Annotated in this window: 19 protein-coding genes; 4 read left to right on the forward strand and 15 right to left on the reverse strand. The window is 70.8% G+C overall.

What is annotated here, in order from left to right; genetic code table 11:
* Positions 1-22: 22 nt before the first annotated feature.
* Complete coding sequence (locus tag QOM21_RS13585; protein WP_407550157.1) at positions 23-982, reverse strand: hydrogen peroxide-inducible genes activator; 960 nt, start codon at positions 980-982, stop codon at positions 23-25.
* Between the two features lie 259 nt (positions 983-1,241).
* Here QOM21_RS13585 and QOM21_RS13590 point away from each other — a divergent pair, with 259 nt between their 5' ends.
* Both QOM21_RS13590 and QOM21_RS13595 read left to right on the forward strand, forming a co-directional pair.
* A complete protein-coding gene (locus QOM21_RS13590; protein WP_407550158.1) occupies positions 1,242-1,796 on the forward strand; it encodes a peroxiredoxin in 555 nt (184 codons plus the stop codon).
* 33 nt (positions 1,797-1,829) lie between these two features.
* Complete coding sequence (locus QOM21_RS13595) at positions 1,830-2,363, forward strand: alkyl hydroperoxide reductase (RefSeq protein WP_393896305.1); 534 nt, start codon at positions 1,830-1,832, stop codon at positions 2,361-2,363.
* A gap of 172 nt (positions 2,364-2,535) precedes the next feature.
* On the opposite strand, the gene QOM21_RS13600 is transcribed toward QOM21_RS13595, so the two are convergent.
* The 4 genes from QOM21_RS13600 to QOM21_RS13615 all read right to left on the reverse strand — a co-directional run bounded on the left by QOM21_RS13600 (position 2,536) and on the right by QOM21_RS13615 (position 7,852).
* Complete coding sequence (locus tag QOM21_RS13600; protein WP_407550159.1) at positions 2,536-4,065, reverse strand: AI-2E family transporter; 1,530 nt, start codon at positions 4,063-4,065, stop codon at positions 2,536-2,538.
* A 137-nt stretch (positions 4,066-4,202) separates the two neighbouring features.
* Complete coding sequence (locus tag QOM21_RS13605; RefSeq protein WP_407550160.1) at positions 4,203-4,901, reverse strand: transglycosylase SLT domain-containing protein; 699 nt, start codon at positions 4,899-4,901, stop codon at positions 4,203-4,205.
* A 412-nt stretch (positions 4,902-5,313) separates the two neighbouring features.
* Positions 5,314-6,636, reverse strand: a complete 1,323-nt coding sequence (locus QOM21_RS13610) for a PhoH family protein (protein ID WP_407550161.1) — start codon at positions 6,634-6,636, stop codon at positions 5,314-5,316.
* A gap of 418 nt (positions 6,637-7,054) precedes the next feature.
* The gene (locus QOM21_RS13615; protein WP_393896301.1) at positions 7,055-7,852 is read right to left on the reverse strand and encodes an isoprenyl transferase; all 798 of its coding nucleotides are present in this window, start codon (positions 7,850-7,852) and stop codon (positions 7,055-7,057) included.
* Between the two features lie 122 nt (positions 7,853-7,974).
* Here QOM21_RS13615 and mgrA point away from each other — a divergent pair, with 122 nt between their 5' ends.
* A complete protein-coding gene (gene mgrA / locus QOM21_RS13620; RefSeq protein WP_407550162.1) occupies positions 7,975-9,012 on the forward strand; it encodes an L-glyceraldehyde 3-phosphate reductase in 1,038 nt (345 codons plus the stop codon).
* A gap of 283 nt (positions 9,013-9,295) precedes the next feature.
* Here mgrA and QOM21_RS13625 read toward each other — a convergent pair whose 3' ends face one another.
* Positions 9,296-10,030 carry a prepilin peptidase gene (locus tag QOM21_RS13625; protein ID WP_407550163.1) on the reverse strand — a complete coding sequence of 245 codons (735 nt, stop codon included), beginning with the start codon at positions 10,028-10,030 and terminating at the stop codon, positions 9,296-9,298.
* 39 nt (positions 10,031-10,069) lie between these two features.
* On the opposite strand from QOM21_RS13625, the gene QOM21_RS13630 reads away from it, so the two are divergent.
* On the forward strand, positions 10,070-10,429 hold the full coding sequence (locus QOM21_RS13630; RefSeq protein ID WP_407550164.1) for a DUF192 domain-containing protein: 360 nt from the start codon (positions 10,070-10,072) through the stop codon (positions 10,427-10,429).
* A gap of 331 nt (positions 10,430-10,760) precedes the next feature.
* Here QOM21_RS13630 and QOM21_RS13635 read toward each other — a convergent pair whose 3' ends face one another.
* The 9 genes from QOM21_RS13635 to QOM21_RS13675 form a co-directional block, all read right to left on the reverse strand.
* On the reverse strand, positions 10,761-11,390 hold the full coding sequence (locus QOM21_RS13635) for an OmpA family protein (RefSeq protein WP_407550165.1): 630 nt from the start codon (positions 11,388-11,390) through the stop codon (positions 10,761-10,763).
* Positions 11,391-11,398: 8 nt separating this feature from the next.
* Positions 11,399-11,983, reverse strand: coding sequence for a hypothetical protein (locus tag QOM21_RS13640; RefSeq protein ID WP_407550166.1), 585 nt, complete (start codon positions 11,981-11,983; stop codon positions 11,399-11,401).
* A gap of 96 nt (positions 11,984-12,079) precedes the next feature.
* The gene (locus tag QOM21_RS13645) at positions 12,080-12,784 is read right to left on the reverse strand and encodes a pilus assembly protein TadG-related protein (protein ID WP_407550167.1); all 705 of its coding nucleotides are present in this window, start codon (positions 12,782-12,784) and stop codon (positions 12,080-12,082) included.
* A gap of 14 nt (positions 12,785-12,798) precedes the next feature.
* Positions 12,799-12,963: a membrane protein gene (locus QOM21_RS13650; protein WP_033266190.1), complete on the reverse strand. Its 165-nt coding sequence runs from the start codon at positions 12,961-12,963 to the stop codon at positions 12,799-12,801.
* Between the two features lie 585 nt (positions 12,964-13,548).
* Complete coding sequence (locus QOM21_RS13655) at positions 13,549-14,442, reverse strand: DUF5936 domain-containing protein (RefSeq protein ID WP_407550168.1); 894 nt, start codon at positions 14,440-14,442, stop codon at positions 13,549-13,551.
* 15 nt (positions 14,443-14,457) lie between these two features.
* The gene (locus QOM21_RS13660) at positions 14,458-15,405 is read right to left on the reverse strand and encodes a type II secretion system F family protein (RefSeq protein WP_407550169.1); all 948 of its coding nucleotides are present in this window, start codon (positions 15,403-15,405) and stop codon (positions 14,458-14,460) included.
* Positions 15,402-16,742, reverse strand: coding sequence for a CpaF family protein (locus QOM21_RS13665; protein ID WP_407550170.1), 1,341 nt, complete (start codon positions 16,740-16,742; stop codon positions 15,402-15,404). The genes QOM21_RS13660 and QOM21_RS13665 overlap by 4 nt, the downstream gene beginning before the upstream one ends.
* Positions 16,739-17,254 carry a TadE family protein gene (locus tag QOM21_RS13670; RefSeq protein ID WP_407550171.1) on the reverse strand — a complete coding sequence of 172 codons (516 nt, stop codon included), beginning with the start codon at positions 17,252-17,254 and terminating at the stop codon, positions 16,739-16,741. The genes QOM21_RS13665 and QOM21_RS13670 overlap by 4 nt, the downstream gene beginning before the upstream one ends.
* On the reverse strand, positions 17,251-17,634 hold the full coding sequence (locus tag QOM21_RS13675) for a TadE family protein (protein WP_407550172.1): 384 nt from the start codon (positions 17,632-17,634) through the stop codon (positions 17,251-17,253). The genes QOM21_RS13670 and QOM21_RS13675 overlap by 4 nt, the downstream gene beginning before the upstream one ends.
* Position 17,635 lies beyond the last annotated feature (1 nt).

The following is a 17,635-nucleotide window of genomic DNA, read 5'->3' on the forward strand; positions in this document are numbered from 1 at the left end:
GGCGGGACTTTGCGGACACGCCCTAGCCCTTCACTATCCGGACCGGCAGTCCCCGCAGGGCCTCGCGCAGCGCGTCCGCGAACTCCTCGAACTCGCGATGCCGTGCCGAGCCGCTGCGCATCGCCAGCGCGATCCGCCGGGCGGGCGCCGGGTCCGCGAAGTACCCGGTCGTCAGCTGGTCGTTGCGGCCGGTCTCCACCCGCAGCGCGGTGCGCGGCAGCAGTGTCACGCCCATTCCGCCGGCCACCAGCTGGACCAGCGTGGACAGCCCCGCCGCGCTGGTCGTCACCGGGGTGCCCTCGTCCCGGCCGGCCTCGCGGCAGATGTCCAGCGCCTGGTCCCGCAGGCAGTGGCCCTCGTCGAGAAGCAGCAGGTCGAGTTCCTTCAGCGCCTGCCGCGGGATGTCCCCGCGGCCGCCCAGCCAGTGCTCCTTGGGCGCGACCAGTACGAAGTCCTCTTCGAAGAGGGGGAGTTCGGTGACCTGCGGGACGCCGAGGGGCACCGCGAGCAGCAGCAGGTCGAGCCGCCCGTGGGCGAGCCCGTCCAGCAGGGACGCGGTCTGCTCCTCGTGCACCTGGAGGTCCAGGTCGGGATACGTCTCGTGGACCAGCCGCAGGACGGTCGGCAGCAGATACGGCGCGACGGTCGGGATGACGCCCAGCCGCAGCACGCCGGTGAACGGCGCGCGGGCCGCCTCGGCCTCGTCCATCAGGTCGCCGACCGCGTCCAGGACGGTTCGGGCGCGGGCCGCCACCCTCTCCCCCGCGGGCGACAGCAGTACCTTGCGCGTCGTACGCTCCAGCAGCTGCACCCCGAGCACCTCCTCCAGCGAGGAGACCGCCCCGGAGAGTGCGGGCTGGCTCATGCCGATCTCGGCGGCCGCCTCGCGGAAGTGCAGATATTCGGCTACCGCGGCGAACGCCCGCAGCTGGGAGAGGCTGGGCTGCCGGGGCCTGCCGCCCGGGCTGGCGGGAGAAGCCACTGATAACCACCTCCGATCAAGATTGACCAGTCTAGCCAGTCTTCTGATCAATACCGGGGGCGCCCCCGGTACGCGAGCACAGGGGCGGCGCGTGACGGGCGCCACTGATAGCCGGACCCGATCAACGCATCACGATGCGGCTATTTCCCTGATCAATAACGCCTGTGGCACTGTGTAACCCGTCCAAGCCCCAAGGAAAGCCCCCGAATCCCCAATAAGGGGTTCTGTGTGGGCTGTTACTCCCCCACAAGGAGAGCGCGTGCTCACTGTCGGTGACAAGTTCCCCGAGTTCGAACTGACCGCCTGCGTCTCGCTGGAGACCGGCAACGAATTCGAGCAGATCAACCACAAGACCTACGAGGGCAAGTGGAAGATCGTCTTCGCGTGGCCCAAGGACTTCACCTTCGTGTGCCCGACGGAGATCGCCGCCTTCGGCAAGCTGAACGAGGACTTCGCCGACCGCGACGCCCAGATCCTCGGCTTCTCCGGTGACTCCGAGTTCGTGCACCACGCCTGGCGCAAGGACCACCCGGACCTGACCGACCTGCCCTTCCCGATGCTCGCCGACTCCAAGCACGAGCTGATGCGCGACCTGGGCATCGAGGGCGAGGACGGCTTCGCGCAGCGCGCCGTCTTCATCGTCGACCAGAACAACGAGATCCAGTTCACCATGGTGACCGCCGGCTCCGTCGGCCGTAACCCCAAGGAGGTCCTGCGGGTCCTCGACGCCCTGCAGACCGACGAGCTGTGCCCCTGCAACTGGTCCAAGGGCGACGAGACCCTCGACCCGGTCGCGCTCCTCTCGGGCGAGTGAACAGCGGACAAGCGAACAGGAGGCTGAGCTGACATGGCTCTCGACGAACTCAAGTCCGCCATACCGGACTACGCCAAGGACCTGAAGCTGAACCTCGGCTCGGTCATCGGCAACAGCGACCTTCCGCAGCAGCAGCTGTGGGGCACGGTCCTGTCCTGCGCGATCGCCTCGCGCTCGCCGAAGGTCCTGCGCGAGCTGGAGCCGGAGGCCAAGGCCAACCTCTCCGCCGAGGCGTACACCGCCGCCAAGTCGGCCGCCGCCATCATGGCGATGAACAACGTGTTCTACCGGACCCGGCACCTGCTGTCGGACCCGGAGTACGGCACGCTGCGCGCCGGTCTGCGGATGAACGTCATCGGCAACCCCGGTGTCGAGAAGGTCGACTTCGAGCTGTGGTCGCTGGCCGTCTCCGCCATCAACGGCTGCGGCCAGTGCCTCGACTCGCACGAGCAGGTGCTCCGCAAGGCCGGTGTGGACCGCGAGACGATCCAGGAGGCCGTCAAGATCGCGTCCGTCCTGCAGGCCGTCGGCGCCACCCTCGACGCCGAGGCCGCGCTCGCCGAGTGACGCACCACCGCACGCAGTGAGGTGCGGCGGCGCCGGTGCACAGCCGCACGCCACAGCACAGAACCCCGCAGACGAGTTGTCTGCGGGGTTCTGTGCGTCAGTTGGGGCTGCGTAGGGGAGCTGGGGCTCCGCCGGGGCGCTGCGAGCCGCACAGCGCCCCGGCGGCCCGCGGCTACTCCTGCGGCTGTTCGGTCCGCACCCGGACCGGCGTCGGCGTCGGTGTCGGCGCCGCCCCGAGCGCGGTCGCGCCGCGCGGCGCCGGCGTCATCCGCAGCGCCTGCTCCCTGGAGTAGGAGCGCAGATAGCCGACGACGGTGTTGGTGACGGCCACCAGCGGGACCGCGACGACCGCACCGCCGATCCCCGCGATCAGACCGCCCGCGGCGACCGACAGGATCACGGCGAGCGGATGGACCCGGACCGCCCGGCCCAGGATGAAGGGCTGCAGGATGTGCCCCTCGATCTGCTGCACCGCCAGCACGACCGCCAGCACCATCAGGGCGGTGAACACGCCCTGGGTGACCAACGAGACCACACACGCCAGCGCGCCCGAGACCACCGCTCCGACGAGCGGGATGAAGGCGAACAGGAAGATGAAGACGGCGAGCGGTACGGCCAGCGGCACATCGAGGAACCAGAGCCCGATGCCGATGAAGATGGCGTCGATCAGCGCGACCACCACCGTGCCGCGCACATAGGCGGTCAGCGTTCGCCAGGCACGCGGCCCCGCGCCCGCCATGCCCGCCCGCGCCACGCCCGGGACCAGCTTGAGCAGCCAGGTCCAGATCCGGCGGCCGTCGTAGAGCAGGAAGAGGGTGGTGAACATCGCCAGCAGGATGCCCGTGAGGACCTCCAGGACGACGGTGACGCCCTCCAGGCCCGCCGATGTGATCGCCTCGGTGTTCGCGCCGACCGCGTCCTGCAGGTTCTTCGCGATGTGGTTGATCTGACTCTCGGTCACATGGAACGGGCTCTTCAGCAGCCAGCCCTTGAGCTCGGTGATGCCCTCCTGGATACGGCTGGACACCGAGTCGATGTTGTCCTGGACCTGCCACACCACGAACCATCCGACCAGCCCCATCACGACGAAGCCGCCGATGAAGGTCAGCGCGGTGGCCAGCCCCCGCGCCAGTCCCCGGTTGCGCAGCCACCCGACGGTGGGCTGGAGGAGAGCGGTGATCAGCAGCGCCGCGACGAAGGCCAGGACGACGAGTTCGATCGTGGTGATGACGCGGGCGAGCACCCACAGCGTCCCGGCCAGGACCAGCAGGCGCCAGCCGACCTCGGCGGAGACCCGCACGCCCCACGGCACCGCGTCCACCGGGTCCGGGCGGGGCGCCACGGCCGGGGCGTATGCCGGCGGTGCGGGCACCGACTCCGGCGTTCGGGCAGCGGTCGGTGCCGCTTCCTGCGTGCCGGGGTGCGGCACACCGTCCACGGCGTCCGGCAGCTGTTTGCGGGCCGGGCCCGATCCTGCCGCACCGTCCGCCGCAGGGGAGCCGTTGGCCACCGGCCGCGTGGCGTCCGGCGTGCCGGATTCCGTGGTCCCGCCACGGCCGTCCGCGTACTCGGCACTCCCCAGCGCGTCGGAGTCGCCGGCCACCGCCGCTGCTTCCGCGCGGCGGCGCTGGTCCTCCAGCCGCTGCGACAGCCGCGTCAGACCGGCGCCGAGGTCACCGATCCACTGAGGCAATCTGGACATGTCGCTTCCTCTTCCCCTCCCGTCCCCCAACACTGACGGCACGACGTTACCCGGCGCGGACGCACGAAACCCCCGACGCTCGCGCGGTCGGGGGTTTCGGAAGCGCTGTGATGCTGCCGGTACGGCTCCCGGAGGGCCTAGTACCAGTTGTTGGCCTGCCAGAACGACCAGGCACCGCAGGGGCTGCCGTAGCGGTCGTTCATGTAGTTCAGGCCCCACTTTATCTGCGTGGCCGGGTTGGTCTGCCAGTCCGAGCCGGCCGAGGACATCTTCGAGCCGGGCAGGGCCTGCACGAGTCCGTACGCGCCGGAGGACGCGTTGCTGGCCTGGTAGTTCCAGCTCGACTCGTGGTCCACGATGTTGCTGAAGCACTGGAACTGCTCGCCGGGGATCATCTGGCGCGCGATGGCCTGAGTCTCGGCGACGGTGTAAGAGCCCTTGACCGTGAAGTCGCCGGCGTCGCGCGCCGAGGAGCGGGACGCTGCCAGCTTCTCCTCGCGCTCCTTGGCGGCCTTCTCCGCCTTTGCCTTCTCGGCAGATTCCTTCTTCTCCTGCGCGGTCTGTGCGGCGGCCTTGCGTGCCGACTCCTGCGCGGACTTGAGGGCTGCCGCATCGGCCTGGGTGGACTGCTCGTCCGCCTGCTGCGTCAGGGACGCCGTCTGCACCTGGGCCTGCTGGCCCGCGGGGATGTCAGCGATCGTCGCGTCGGCCGCGGTGGCCTCGGTGTTGCCGACCGAGCCCTGGTCGCTGCCTGCAGCGACGCCGACTACGGCGCCGACGGTGGTGACCGCGGTGGCGGAGGCCACGGCGAATCCCCGGACCGAGATCCGGCTCACACGTTTTCCTTCCAGCATCGCCCGCATAGGTGACCTCGCGGGCGCAATCGTGCCCCTGGCGCTGGTCTCCCCTTGTTCCGGCCACCGTTGAGCGGTGGCGGCCGACTGGTCACGGGAGGCACTGGCCCGGTACGTCCCCCTCGGGGGTCCGCGTGGTGCTTCGGGCGGCATGCGACGACTCGCTATGAAGTTCGGATGGTGCTCGCCTCCCCGGAGGGAGGCCGCTGTGTCGCATGCGGGGCCTGACAGGACCCAGACTCTGCCCGAACGAGATGCCGCGAATCAATTCTCCGTTGCGTGTGAAAGCTCACACCTCGTTTACACCTGGGGATTTTCGGATATCCCCGCGCGACAGAACGCCGCCCGGCTAAGCTCCTTCGCTTTTCCGGGCGGCGCCATGGTTCACAAACGGTCAGATCCTGCCGTCCTCCAGCATTTCGGTCACCAGTGCCGCGATCGGCGACCGCTCGGAGCGGTTCAGCGTGACGTGTGCGAACAGCGGATGGCCCTTCAGCTTCTCGACCACCGCGACCACACCGTCATACCTCCCCACCCGGAGATTGTCCCGTTGTGCGACGTCATGGGTCAGTACGACCCGGGAGTTGGCGCCGATACGGGACAGAACCGTCAAAAGGACGTTCCGCTCCAGCGACTGGGCCTCGTCGACGATGACGAACGCGTCATGCAGCGACCGGCCGCGGATGTGGGTGAGCGGCAGCACCTCCAACATGCCGCGCCCGACCACCTCTTCGATGACGTCCTTGCTGGTCACCGCGGACAGCGTGTCGAAGACGGCCTGAGCCCAGGGGCTCATCTTCTCCGCCTCGCTGCCCGGCAGATAGCCCAGCTCCTGGCCGCCGACGGCGTACAGCGGCCGGAAGACCATCACCTTGCGGTGCTGCTGACGCTCCAGCACGGCCTCCAGACCCGCGCACAGCGCCAGCGCCGACTTGCCCGTGCCGGCCCGGCCGCCCATCGAGACGATCCCGACATCCGGGTCGAGCAGCAGATCCAGTGCGATCCGCTGCTCGGCGCTGCGGCCGTGGATGCCGAACGCCTCCCGGTCGCCCCGCACCAGCCGGACCGCACCCTCCGGGGTGACCCGGCCGAGCGCCTTGCCGCGCTCGGACTGCAGCACGAGTCCGGTGTGCACCGGAAGTTCGGCCGCGTCCGGCAGATGTACGGACTCGGCGGCGAACAGATCGTCCACCTGCTCGGCGGGGACGGTCAGCTCGGCCATCCCCGTCCAGCCGGAGTCGGTGATCGCCAGTTCGGCGCGGTACTCCTCGGCCAGCAGACCGACCGAGCTGGCCTTGATGCGCAGCGGCAGGTCCTTGGAGACGACGGTGACGTCGTACCCCTCGGCCTGGAGATTGCGCGCCACGGCCAGGATCCGCGAGTCGTTGTCGCCGAGCCGGAAGCCGGCGGGCAGGATCCCCGGATCGGAGTGGTTCAGCTCGACCCGGAGGGTGCCGCCGAGCTCCCCGATGGGGATGGGCGCATCGAGTCGGCCGAATTGCACCCGGTACTCATCCAGCAGGCGCAGCGCCTGCCGCGCGAAATAGCCGAGCTCGGGATGGTGCCTCTTCGCCTCCAACTCCGTGACCACAACGACCGGCAGCACGACTTCGTGCTCCTCGAAGCGGGACATGGCGCCTGGATCCGCCAGCAGGACGCTGGTGTCGAGGACGTAAGTGCGCCGGCCGTTGTCACGGCGCTTTTTGCTGTTCACCACGGGTGGACGAACCCCCTCGGATGAGGTCGGGGTGCGACGGCGTCGCGGGGGACAGGACCGGGTTCTGGCCACGATGCGAGGGCCGAACGCCGGCCCTCCGCGTCGTCCGTGCGGTGCGCACGAGCGTCCGTGTTGTGCAAAGGGCCTCCCGGGCGGACGGCCCCATGCCGCCCGCTGAGATGCGACGCCCGATGTCTGGTTCCGGACGCCGACCTGGAAGGGATATGCCCTGTCAGCCCCTCACCCATGCCCGTGCATATGACGCCCGGCCGGTGAACCTTTGGTGACACGCGAACGCTGAGCGGCGGAGAGGCGGGAGAGACGGATGTGCCGCGAAGGGTGACGCGGGGGCCGGTTGGGCTAACGGCGGCCCCCGGGACGCGAACGGGCCCCGGAGAATTCTCCGGGGCCCGTTCGGCTAGAAGCCGTAACGGCGGTGCCGGGCGGCGTAGTCGCGCAACGCCCGCAGGAAGTCGACCTTCCGGAACGCCGGCCAGAAGACCTCGCAGAAGTAGTACTCCGAGTGGGCGCTCTGCCAGAGCATGAAGCCCGACAGCCGCTGCTCGCCGCTCGTGCGGATCACCAGGTCCGGGTCCGGCTGGCCGCGCGTGTAGAGGTGCTCGGAGATGTGTTCGACGTCGACGATCTCGGCGAGCTCCTCGAAGGAGGTGCCGCGCTCGGCGTGTTCCAGCAGCAGCGAGCGCACCGCGTCGGCGATCTCCTGCCGGCCGCCGTAGCCGACCGCGACGTTCACCAGGATGCCGCTGTTGTCGACGGTCTCCTGCTCGGCTTCCTTGAGCACCTGCTGGGTACCGGAGGGGAGCAGATCGCGGTTGCCGACGTGGTGCACCCGCCAGCGGCCGTCGGCCGCCAGGTCGCGCACGGTGTTCTCGATGATGCCCAGCAGCGGGGTCAGCTCGTTCTCGGGCCGGTCGAGGTTGTCGGTGGACAGCATCCACAGCGTGACGACCTCGACGTCGGTTTCCTCACACCAGCCCAGCAGCTCACTGATCTTGGCCGCGCCCGCTTGGTGGCCCTGCTCGGTCGTGCGCCCGTCGGCCCGCGCCCAGCGGCGGTTGCCGTCCAGGATGACGCCGATGTGCTTGGGCACCTGGGTGTGGTCCAGGCGGCCCTCCACCCGGCGCGCGTACAGCCGGTAGACCAGATTGCGCAGTGCAGGCGGATACGGGATGCGCACCCCGGAAGATCGCAGCATGTGTGGTCCAGCCCCTCCGTGCCGATGGCGGTCGCCCCGTCGCCTCAAGTGGGCAACTTTACTTCTCGGGTGTATCGACAGCCCAATCAGGTGTGTCACAAGTACGTGATAGGGAGATGAGCATGACTGGCACATCTGACTACCGCGCCGTGGATTCGCGCTATGACTCCATGGAGTACCGGCGCACGGGCCACAGCGGCCTCAAACTCCCCGCTATCTCCCTTGGACTCTGGCACAACTTCGGGGACGACCGCACCCTGAGCTCCCAGCGCGCCATCCTGCGTCGTGCCTTCGACCTGGGCATCACCCACTTCGACCTGGCCAACAACTACGGCCCGCCGCCCGGTTCCGCGGAGCTGAACTTCGGCAAGATCTTCGCGCAGGACTTCCGTCCCTACCGCGACGAGATCATTCTCTCCACGAAGGCCGGATATCGGATGCACCCCGGTCCCTACGGCGAATGGGGTTCGCGGAAATATCTCCTCTCGTCGTTGGATGCGTCACTGAAGCGGATGGGTGTCGATTACGTCGATATCTTCTACTCGCACCGCTTCGACCCGGACACGCCGCTGGAGGAGACGATGGGCGCCCTGGCGTCCGCGGTCCAGCAGGGCAAGGCGCTGTACGCCGGCGTCTCGTCCTACAACGCCGAGCAGACCCGCGAGGCGGCCCGGATCCTGCGCGGGATGGGGGTCAGGCCCCTCATCCACCAGCCCTCGTACTCGATGATCAACCGCTGGACCGAGGACGACGCGCTGCTGGACACCCTCGAGGCCGAGGGCATGGGCTGCATCTCCTTCGCCCCACTGGCGCAGGGCCTGCTGACCGACAAGTACCTGCAGGGCGTCCCGGAGGGCTCGCGCGCCTCGCAGGGCAAGTCCCTGGACCCGGGCCTGCTGTCCGACGACGTCGTACGCCGGCTCCGCGGCCTGAACGACATCGCCACCCGCCGCGGCCAGTCGCTGGCGCAGTTGGCTCTGCGCTGGGTGCTGCGTGACGAGCGGATGACCTCCGCGCTGATCGGTGCGAGCAGTGTGGCGCAGCTGGAGGCCAATGTCGCGGCCCTCGACGCACCCGGGATCACACCGGACGAGCTGGCCGAGATCGACGAGTTCGCCAAGACCACGGACGGCGTGAACATCTGGGCCAAACGGGGCTGACCGCGGCCGGGGCCCGGGTGCCGGGGCCGGGTGCTGAGACCCGGGGCCGCGGCTCCGGGCTCCGGCTCCGGGCGCGGCCTCCGGGCATGCGCCCACCCGCCGGGCCGCCCTCGGGCACAAAAAAACGGGCCGGTCCGTGGGGGGGGATACGGACCGGCCCGAGGGGGGGATCCCACCATAACCCTGCGGGGGTCGTGCTCCGCGCACCCCCGGGAATCGCGGCGTGGCTCCGGCTGAGCGGGGGCCCCGGGCCCGGAAAGGTCTCGCTCGGAGGCCGCGGGAATCAGGTGGCCGCGGACGCTCCCAGCAGCAGGCCGCAGAAGGCACCGGAGATCATGAACGGCCCGAGGGGCATGGTCGCCTTCCGGCCCTCGGGCCCGAGGAGCAGCAGCCCGGCGCCGTAGAGGGCCCCGATCAGCACCCCCGCCGCGCCGCCCGTGACGAGGGTGGGCCAGCCGTACCACCCGAGGGCGACCCCCAGCCCCAGAGCCAGCTTGACGTCTCCCAGCCCCAGTCCGGCCGGTCTGAGCACGAACAGCAGCAGATAGAACCCCCCGAGGACCAGCCCGCCGAGCAGGGCACGCCGCCACGCCCCGGTCTCCCCCGTCAGCCATCCGACCACCCCCAGGACCCCCGCGACCGCGGCGGCGAGCGGCAGGGTCAGCTCGTCGGGGAGGCGCCGCACCCGCCGGTCGACGGCCACCAGCAGCACCGCGACCGGCGCCGCGAGCAGCCAGGCGGCCAGCTCCGGCCGCGGTCCGGTGGCCGCCGCCAGGGCCGCGCAGACCAGCGAGGTGACCGTGACCGTCGCCGGCACGCCCGGCCCGTACGTCCCGCACCGCGCGCAGCGCCCCCGCCCCAGCCAGCCCCGTGCGACCCCGGTGATCGGGTGCCCTTCCGGGCAGGCCGCGCGCCACTCCTCCTCGGGCTCGACACTCAGCCGGTGGGCCGGTCGCGGTATGAGCAGCCCGGCCGCGGCACCGTAGGCGGCGGCGAGCACCATCAGCATCACTGACACGCGTCGACCTTAGAACGGGGAGCTGATAGAACGTCGCCCATGGCGCGTTGGGAGAACGGCCCGGGGATCCTGCACGGCGCGGCCACCGATATTCCGGTGGAGATCGCTGCGTCCTACCGCGCCCGCACCCGTGGCCTGCTGGGCCGCGACGGCATCGAGGGGGCGCTGCTGCTGACGCCCGCGAGCGGCATCCACACCTTCCGGATGCGGTTCGCGCTCGATATCGCGTATCTGAGCCGGGATTTCACCGTGCTGGCCGTACGCACCATGCGGCCGGGGCGCCTGGGGGTGCCCCGGCCGCGGGCGCGGCATGTCCTGGAGGCGGAGGCGGGAGCGATGGCACGCTGGGGCCTGCGCCCGGGGCTGCACCTCACGGTGGTCCCCGACAACACGCGCTGACCGTACGGACGTTCCCACGTGCGCAAGTCAGCGACGCCGCCTGCACGCGGATTCAGCTGGTGGCTCGTCTCCCTGCCGCGAACCCCTTCTCCCAGGGCAGGAGCAGGCAGGTGGGGCCGCGCGATGCACTTCCAGCTGATCGCGTGCGTGCGGTGCGTAAGTGACCATAGGGCAGATGTCCTCACGGGGCACTTATCCCCATATGTACTATCTGCCGGGTCAACGTCCCGTACTTCGCCGCGCAATGGTCCGCCGTTCACCCTTTCCGGTCGGCAACCGGCGCCGCGCCCCGGGGTCCGCGCATCGCGGGCCGCCGCCGTACGGCGGACGCTCAGGAACCGTCGCGCGGGAAGCTCACCTCGACACGGCGATTCTTCTTGCGGCCGGCCTCCGTGTTGTTGTCGGCAATCGGATACTGCTCGCCGTAGCCGCGGATCTGGAAGGTGACCGAGGAGTCGAGCTCCTTGGCCAGCTCCCGCTGGACGGCGTTGGCGCGGTCCTTGGAGAGCACCAGGCCGTGCCCGGCGGAGCCGAGGTTGTCGGTGAACCCGAACACCCGCAAGCCCGTGGCGTTCTGCTTCTCGATCTCCTCGGCGATGGTGGCGATACGGGAGAGCGCGTCCGGCGTCAGCTTCGCGCTGTCCTTGCCGAAGAGGACCTCGGCCTGCAGCGCGAAGGTCACGTTGTCGTTGGTGTCCTGCCGGCGCTCGGAGCCGTCGTCGGTCTCGACGATCGACTTGATGTTGAGCACCTTGGAGGGCGCCAGCTCGGCCCCTTGGACCATCTTGAGGTCGGGGTCGTGGGCGTCGATCCGCACCGGGGGATCGGAGTCCTCGGTCACGCCGGGCGGGTCGGCCTGGGCGGCCGGCACTGACAGCGCCGCGGTCAGCAGCAGCGCGAGGGCGGCCGTGACGGCCGTACGGGCGGCGCGGGGCGCACGCGGGGTCCGGGTAGGGGTCATCGGCCGGCTCAGTCCGTGATCTGCACGCTGGCCGGCGGCATCGTCGGCAGCTGGAAGTCGACTTCGGTCACCTTGGCGGGCGGCGCCGGGAACTGTGCGAAGACCGGGCGGCTGGAGCCGGGCATCAGACCGCTGAGTCCGGTGGTGCACAGGCACTCGCCGTTGGTGTCGCGCAGCACCAGGTACCTCTTCTTGCCCGCCTTGTCCACGAGCGTGGCCCCCGAGATGGAGGAACGCGAGCGCATCTCCGTCTCGTTGGAGCGCCAGTCGATGGCGTTGAAGGCGCGGGTGCCGCGGTTGGTCACCGTGCCGTTGACCGTCACGAAGCCTCCGGAGTCGCGGACGACGGAGTGCAGGGTGACGACCACGCCGTCCGGCCCCTTCATCTCGCCGATCACCTTGTCGGAGTCGGCGGCGGGCGCGCCGGTGTCGCTCTTCTTCGGGGCGGAGCTGTGGGCCGCCGGCTTCTTGTCGTCCGTCGCCTGCGACCCGCCGCCGTCGCCACCGCAGCCGGCCACGACGAGAGCCAGGCCGACAGCGCTCGCCATGGCGACCGCTCCCCTGGCGGCCTTCGTGGTGCGCCGAATGCTCATGGATCGATTCCTTTGATCGTCGATTGCTCGGTCAGGTCGGGTCGTCGGGCGGGCCCGGCCGGGAGGTTCGGTGACCGGGGAGCGAGGTGGAGCCGGTCAGCGGGCGAGACGTACGGAGAACAGGTCGGAGGCGTCGGGGAGATCGTGCGGCGTGTCCGGATCGAGCGGCACGCTCTTGCCGTCGCAGAGGAGGGTGACCGGCGACGGCTTGTCCCCCTCGTCCTCGCCGTCCTTGCCCGCCGGGTCGCCCTTGCCGTCCTCGCCGTCCTTCCCGGCCGTGCCGCCGGTGGTATCGCCGTCGTCCGACGGCGGTGCGTCGATGGTGCAGCGGGGGCCGACGACGGACTGCGCCGTCGCCGACGCGTGCCGGTTCTCGGTCCCCGGGATGACCGAATCACCGACGGTGTTACGGGTCTTGACGGTCACGGCGAAGGACGTGGGCCAGGAGTCCGGGGTACAGGCGGAGACGGCCGCGTCGTTCTCCCCGGCGAACCAGTCCGCCGCCGCGCAGGCCGCCGCGGAGGGAACGCCGCGGCCGTTCAGCAGCTCCTCCCAGGCCGATGCGTCGCCGCCGCCGCGGATCGCGTCGAGAAGGGCGGTGCTCAGCTGATCGCGGTACTTCTGTCCGGCGGCGAGCGCGGCCGCGTCGGCGGCGGTCTGCGCCCCGTTGCGGGTGGCCGCGGCCTGGCCGACGGCGAAGAACGCGAGCGCGAGAAAGAGCAGGCCCCCCACCGCCACGATGTAGAGCGGAAAGGCCTGCCCCGCGTCGCGCCGTCGGCGGCGCGCAGTGTGGGCCGTCACGGCCGTGGCGGCAGCTAGATGCCGACGACGTCGGAGATCTTGTTCGCGATGGCGTTCGCGATCTGACTGCCGAAGTCCGTGGTCGACAGGACCAGGACGATCGCCACGACCACCGCGATGATCCCCAGGTACTCGATCGAGGTCTGTCCCCGGTCGTTCCCCAAAACCCGCTTCGCCATCGTCTTCCCCTCCATGGGCGGCCGTCCCGCTCTGGTCCGGCCGGTCTGTCCCCGTGGTGTCGGCGCGGTCGGCCGCGCTCTTGACACGAAGAAAGTACGCCGGAACAGGGTTCCCGGAACAGGGATTCCGAACCCCGTCCTCGTTCGGGAACGCGCGCGGGAGGCACAATGGCGTGTTTCGGCCACTCAGTCGCACCTCGACCACCCCCGTTCCCCCTCCGGGACCATCCGGCGCTCCGGCGCCTTGGCGGACCGGCCGGCCCGCCCGCACCGCGGTGCGAGGGGAGCCGCCAGCGCACCCACTGTGGCACAACTCGTTGCTCCTGCGAAGGTGTTGGCGAGAAGCGGTGGGTCCATCGGTGTCATCCGGCCGGGTGGTGCGCCGCGGCGGCGGGCGGGTGCGGGACCCGGGCCGTGCGGACCCCGCGCGGGACGGGGCGGCCGGGCAGCCGCCGGGCCGTGGAGCGTTGGCCGTACGCCGAGGTGCGTGGATGCCGGAGCGGACACGGCGGGCGGCGCGAGCGGGCATCCGCCTTGCGGATGCACATCTCGTCGGCGGCGTCCGGGCCGCGGCGCAGCCATGTGTCAATCACCCATCAGGGAACCGAAGTTGGTGCCGGAGCCCAGGAAGAAGCCGGCGATCAGCAGGATCATCGTGGCCGGGACCATGAAGGTCGTGATGATCATCGTGGCCTTGGGGACCGCCCGGGCGGCACGCCGGCGGGCGTTCTGGGCGTCGGTGCGGCGCATGTCGTTGGCGATCTGGATGAGGGTGTCGACGATCGGCGAGCCCAGCTCCTCGCCCTGCTGGAGGGCCGTGACGAATTGGGCGACCTGTTCGGAGTCGTTGCGTTTGCGTAGTTCCTCGAATGCCTCGCGCCGGCTGACGCCCATGTCCATCTGACGCAGGGTGATACGCAGTTCGTCGGCCCAGGGTCCTTCGTACTTCTCCGCGACCCGGTCCAGCGCCTGACGGAAGCTCAGACCCGCGCTGACGACGACGGCGAGCACATCGAGGAAGTCCGGAAGCGTGCGCTCGATGGTGTCCTTGCGCTGGCGGATGGCGGCCCAGATGCCGACCTCGGTCCAGAAGAGGCCGAAGAGCACCATCAGAACGCCGAGCAGCGGCTGATCGCGCAGGAACATCACCAGCGCGCCGCCGAAGCCCAGGGCCCCGTAGACGGCGCGGCGTGCGGCGTAGCGGTCGACGGTCAGGCCACCGGGGTTGCCCGCCAGGTCGATGCGGCGACGGACCCGGGCGACGCGCTTGTCGCCCATCAGCCGCAGCACGAGCGGCGCGTAGCGCATGCCCGTGCGGTCCACCGCGGAGCCGACGGCGGTGGTCCTGGTGGAGCCGACCTCCAGGGACAGCGCGAGGTCGGGCGGGAGCCTGGCCTCGCGGCGGTAGAGCGCGATACCGCAGCAGATGCCGACGACCGACAGGGCGAAGGCGGCGGCCAGCAGTGGTCCGATTCCCATGGCGATACCCGATACCTAGATGTCGATCTTGGCGAAGCGACGGATGAAGAAGAAGCCCAGTGCGTACAGGACGAACGCCGCGACCACCGCGAACTGCCCGAGGAAGGAGGACGTCATCCGGTCGATGGCGCCCGGCGCGATCCGGTTCATCAGCAGCAGGGTGCCGATGCCGAGCAGCGGGACGACGTAGGCGGTGACGACGACCTGGGAGAGCTGGGTGCGGACCTCGCGACGGGTCTCCTTGCGCTCCTCCAGGGTCGTGGTGAGGTTGCGCAGGGAGCCGACGACGGTGCCGCCGGCGCGGTGCGAGAGCACCAAGGTGGTGACCAGGACGACGAGTTCGCGGGAGGGCAGCCGTTCGGCGAGCTCACCGAGGGCCTCGTCGACGGAGTGGCCGACGGCGAGCTTGTCGGAGACCTTGGCGAGTTCCTCACCGGCCGGGGCCTCCAGTTCCTCGGCCGCCATGCCCAGCGCGGTGCGCAGCGCCAGCCCGGCCTGGGTGGCGTTGGCGAGGATCCGGGACAGCTCGGGGAGCTGGTTGATGAACTTCTCGATCCGCTTCTGGCGCTGCCAGTTGAGGAAGGCGAACGCGGCCCACACGGCGGTCAGCGCGGCGATCGGGCCGAAGAACGCGGCGAGGGTGGCCTGCGCGATCAGCCAGAGCGCGACGACCGTGCCGAGCATCGCGACGAAGAACTCGCCGGGGGTGATGTCCAGGCCGGTGGCCGCCAGCCGCAGCGCGAGGCGGCGGCCGAAGCGGGTGTCGCGCAGCGCGCGGTCCACGGACGGGAAGCGGCGCCGCCGCCCGGTCCGCGGCAGCCGGCGCTCGTCGGCGAGACGGTCGACGACCGCCTGCCGCTGGGCGCGCCCGGCCGCGTAGGTCCGTACTCCGGCGACGGCCAGGACGACGCACAGCAGCGTGGCGCCGACGGCGAGCAGGGCCGGGTCGTTCAGGCCGGTCATGAGGTGGCCCTCCGGGTGTTGAGCTGGTCGCCGCTGGTGGCGACGCCGAAGGCGGGCGGGGCGGGTTCGCTCGCCATGAAGAGGCGTTCGGCGACCCGGGGCGGCAGCGGGTAGTAGCGGAACCGGCCGTGCACGACGCGGTCGCCGCCCATCGGCTCGGCGTCGAAGCGGCAGACGGTGGCGATCCGGTAGTCCTCGTGGCCGCGGGAGTCGAGGACGGCGATCTCGGTGATCCGGCGGGAGCCGTCGGCGTGCCGGCCGAGCTGCACGAGGCAGTCGACGGCGCTGTTGATCTGGTCCCGCAGCGCCTCGAACGGGATCTTGACGTCCGACATGGAGGCGAGCGTCTGCAGGCGCATCAGGGCGTCCTCGGCGCTGTTGGCGTGCACGGTGGCGAGCGAGCCGTCGTGTCCGGTCGACATCGCCTGGAGCATGTCGAGTGTCTCGCCGCCGCGCACCTCGCCGACGATGATGCGGTCGGGGCGCATGCGCAGGGAGTTGCGGACCAGGTCGCGGATGGTGATGCGGCCCTTGCCCTCGACGTTGGGCGGCCGCGACTCCAGCCTGATGACGTGGCTCTGCTGGAGCTGGAGTTCGGCGGCGTCCTCGACGGTGATGATGCGCTCGCCGTCGGGAATCAGGCCGGAGAGCGCGTTGAGCAGGGTCGTCTTGCCCGCGCCGGTGGCACCGGAGACGACGATGTTGAACTTGGCGCGCACCAGCCCCGCGAGCAGCATCAGCATCTGCTCGTCGAGCGTGCCCATGCCGATGAGTTCGGCGAGGGTGTAGGCGCGCGGGAAGCGGCGGATGGTGAGGGTGGCGCCGTTCAGCGCGAGCGGCGGGATGATGACGTTGACGCGCTCACCGGAGGGCAGCCGCGCGTCGACCATCGGATTGGACTCGTCGACCCGCCGGTTGACGGTGGAGACGATCCGCTCGATGGTCTGCATCAACTGCTCGTGCGAGGCGAAGCGGACGGGCAGCAGCTCGACCCGGCCGGACCGCTCGACGTACACCTGGTCGGGTCCGTTGACCATGATCTCGGTGATCGAGGCGTCCTCCAGGAGCGGTTCGAGCACGCCGAGACCGAGCGCCTCGTCCACCACCCGGCGGATCAGCTGGGAGCGCTCGGCGGTGGACAGCACCGGGCCCTCGCGGCTGATGATGTGGCCCAGTACGCGCTCCAGCCGGGACCGGCGTTCGGCGGCGGCCAGCGAGGACATCTCGGCCAGGTCGATCTCTTCGAGCAGCTTGGCGCGGTAGACGGCGACCAGGTGGCTGTCCTGGCGTGCCTCCGACGGCGCTTCGGGTGCGACGATCCGGGCTTTCAGACTCATCGCGGGGCTGCTCCTTCGTCACTGATCACGGGTGCGGGCCCGGCGGCCGGGAGCGGTCCCAGGGCGCGGGGTGCGGCGGGGCGGGGCATGGTGGCGCTGCGGCTGGCCGAGCCGAAGTCGACGCCGGGGACGAGGGAGGGGATCCGTACGGTCGCGGTGGCGCGCACCGCTTCGCCGGAGCCGCCCACCGAGATCGTCGTGTCGTCGCCGAGCCAGCCACTCATCGCGGCCCGGCCCGCGGCCTGCGGAGTGGCCTCGCGGTCGGCCTCGTCCAGGGACGCCGTGCGGGCCGCGGCGCGTGCGGCCGTACCGGCCTGCTGGACGGCGTACGCGCCCAGGCCCAGCTGGATGACGCCCAGGGCGACGGCGAGCAGGATCGGCAGGAAGCCGAGGAACTCGATGGACACCTGGCCGCGGTCCCGGCCGTGGCCGCGCAGCCGGGCGGTCCTCCGCCCGGCGCCCGCGGGGCGCGCCGCGCCGCCCGCCCGCCCGTCTGTCGACGCCGTCCTCATCGTCCGCTCTCCTTCACCGCGCCGGCCGTGCCGGTGACCGTCCAGGGGAAGTCGGCCGCGCCGGGGAACAGCACCGGGACCTTGATGCGGACCGTCGCCTTCCACAGCCCGGCCTCGGTGTGGCAGGAGGTCGCGGCGCCGCTGCGCCAGGAGGAGGGAAGATCGTCCTCGGCGGCGGTGCGGCAGGCCCCCGCGCCGCCGGTCTCGGTGGCGGTCGCGGCGCGCGCACCGCGGTCGGCGGAGTTGGCGGCGAGCGAGTAGGTGTAGCCGACGAGCACGAACTGCCAGAGCAGCGCCAGCACCACCGCGATCAGCGGAAGCAGCCCGAGGAACTCCACCGACACCTGCCCCCGGTCGCTGCCGCCCAGCGGGCGCCGCACC

The sequence above is a fragment of the Streptomyces sp. Pv4-95 genome (genome assembly GCF_045782725.1).
Lineage (GTDB): Bacteria > Actinomycetota > Actinomycetes > Streptomycetales > Streptomycetaceae > Streptomyces.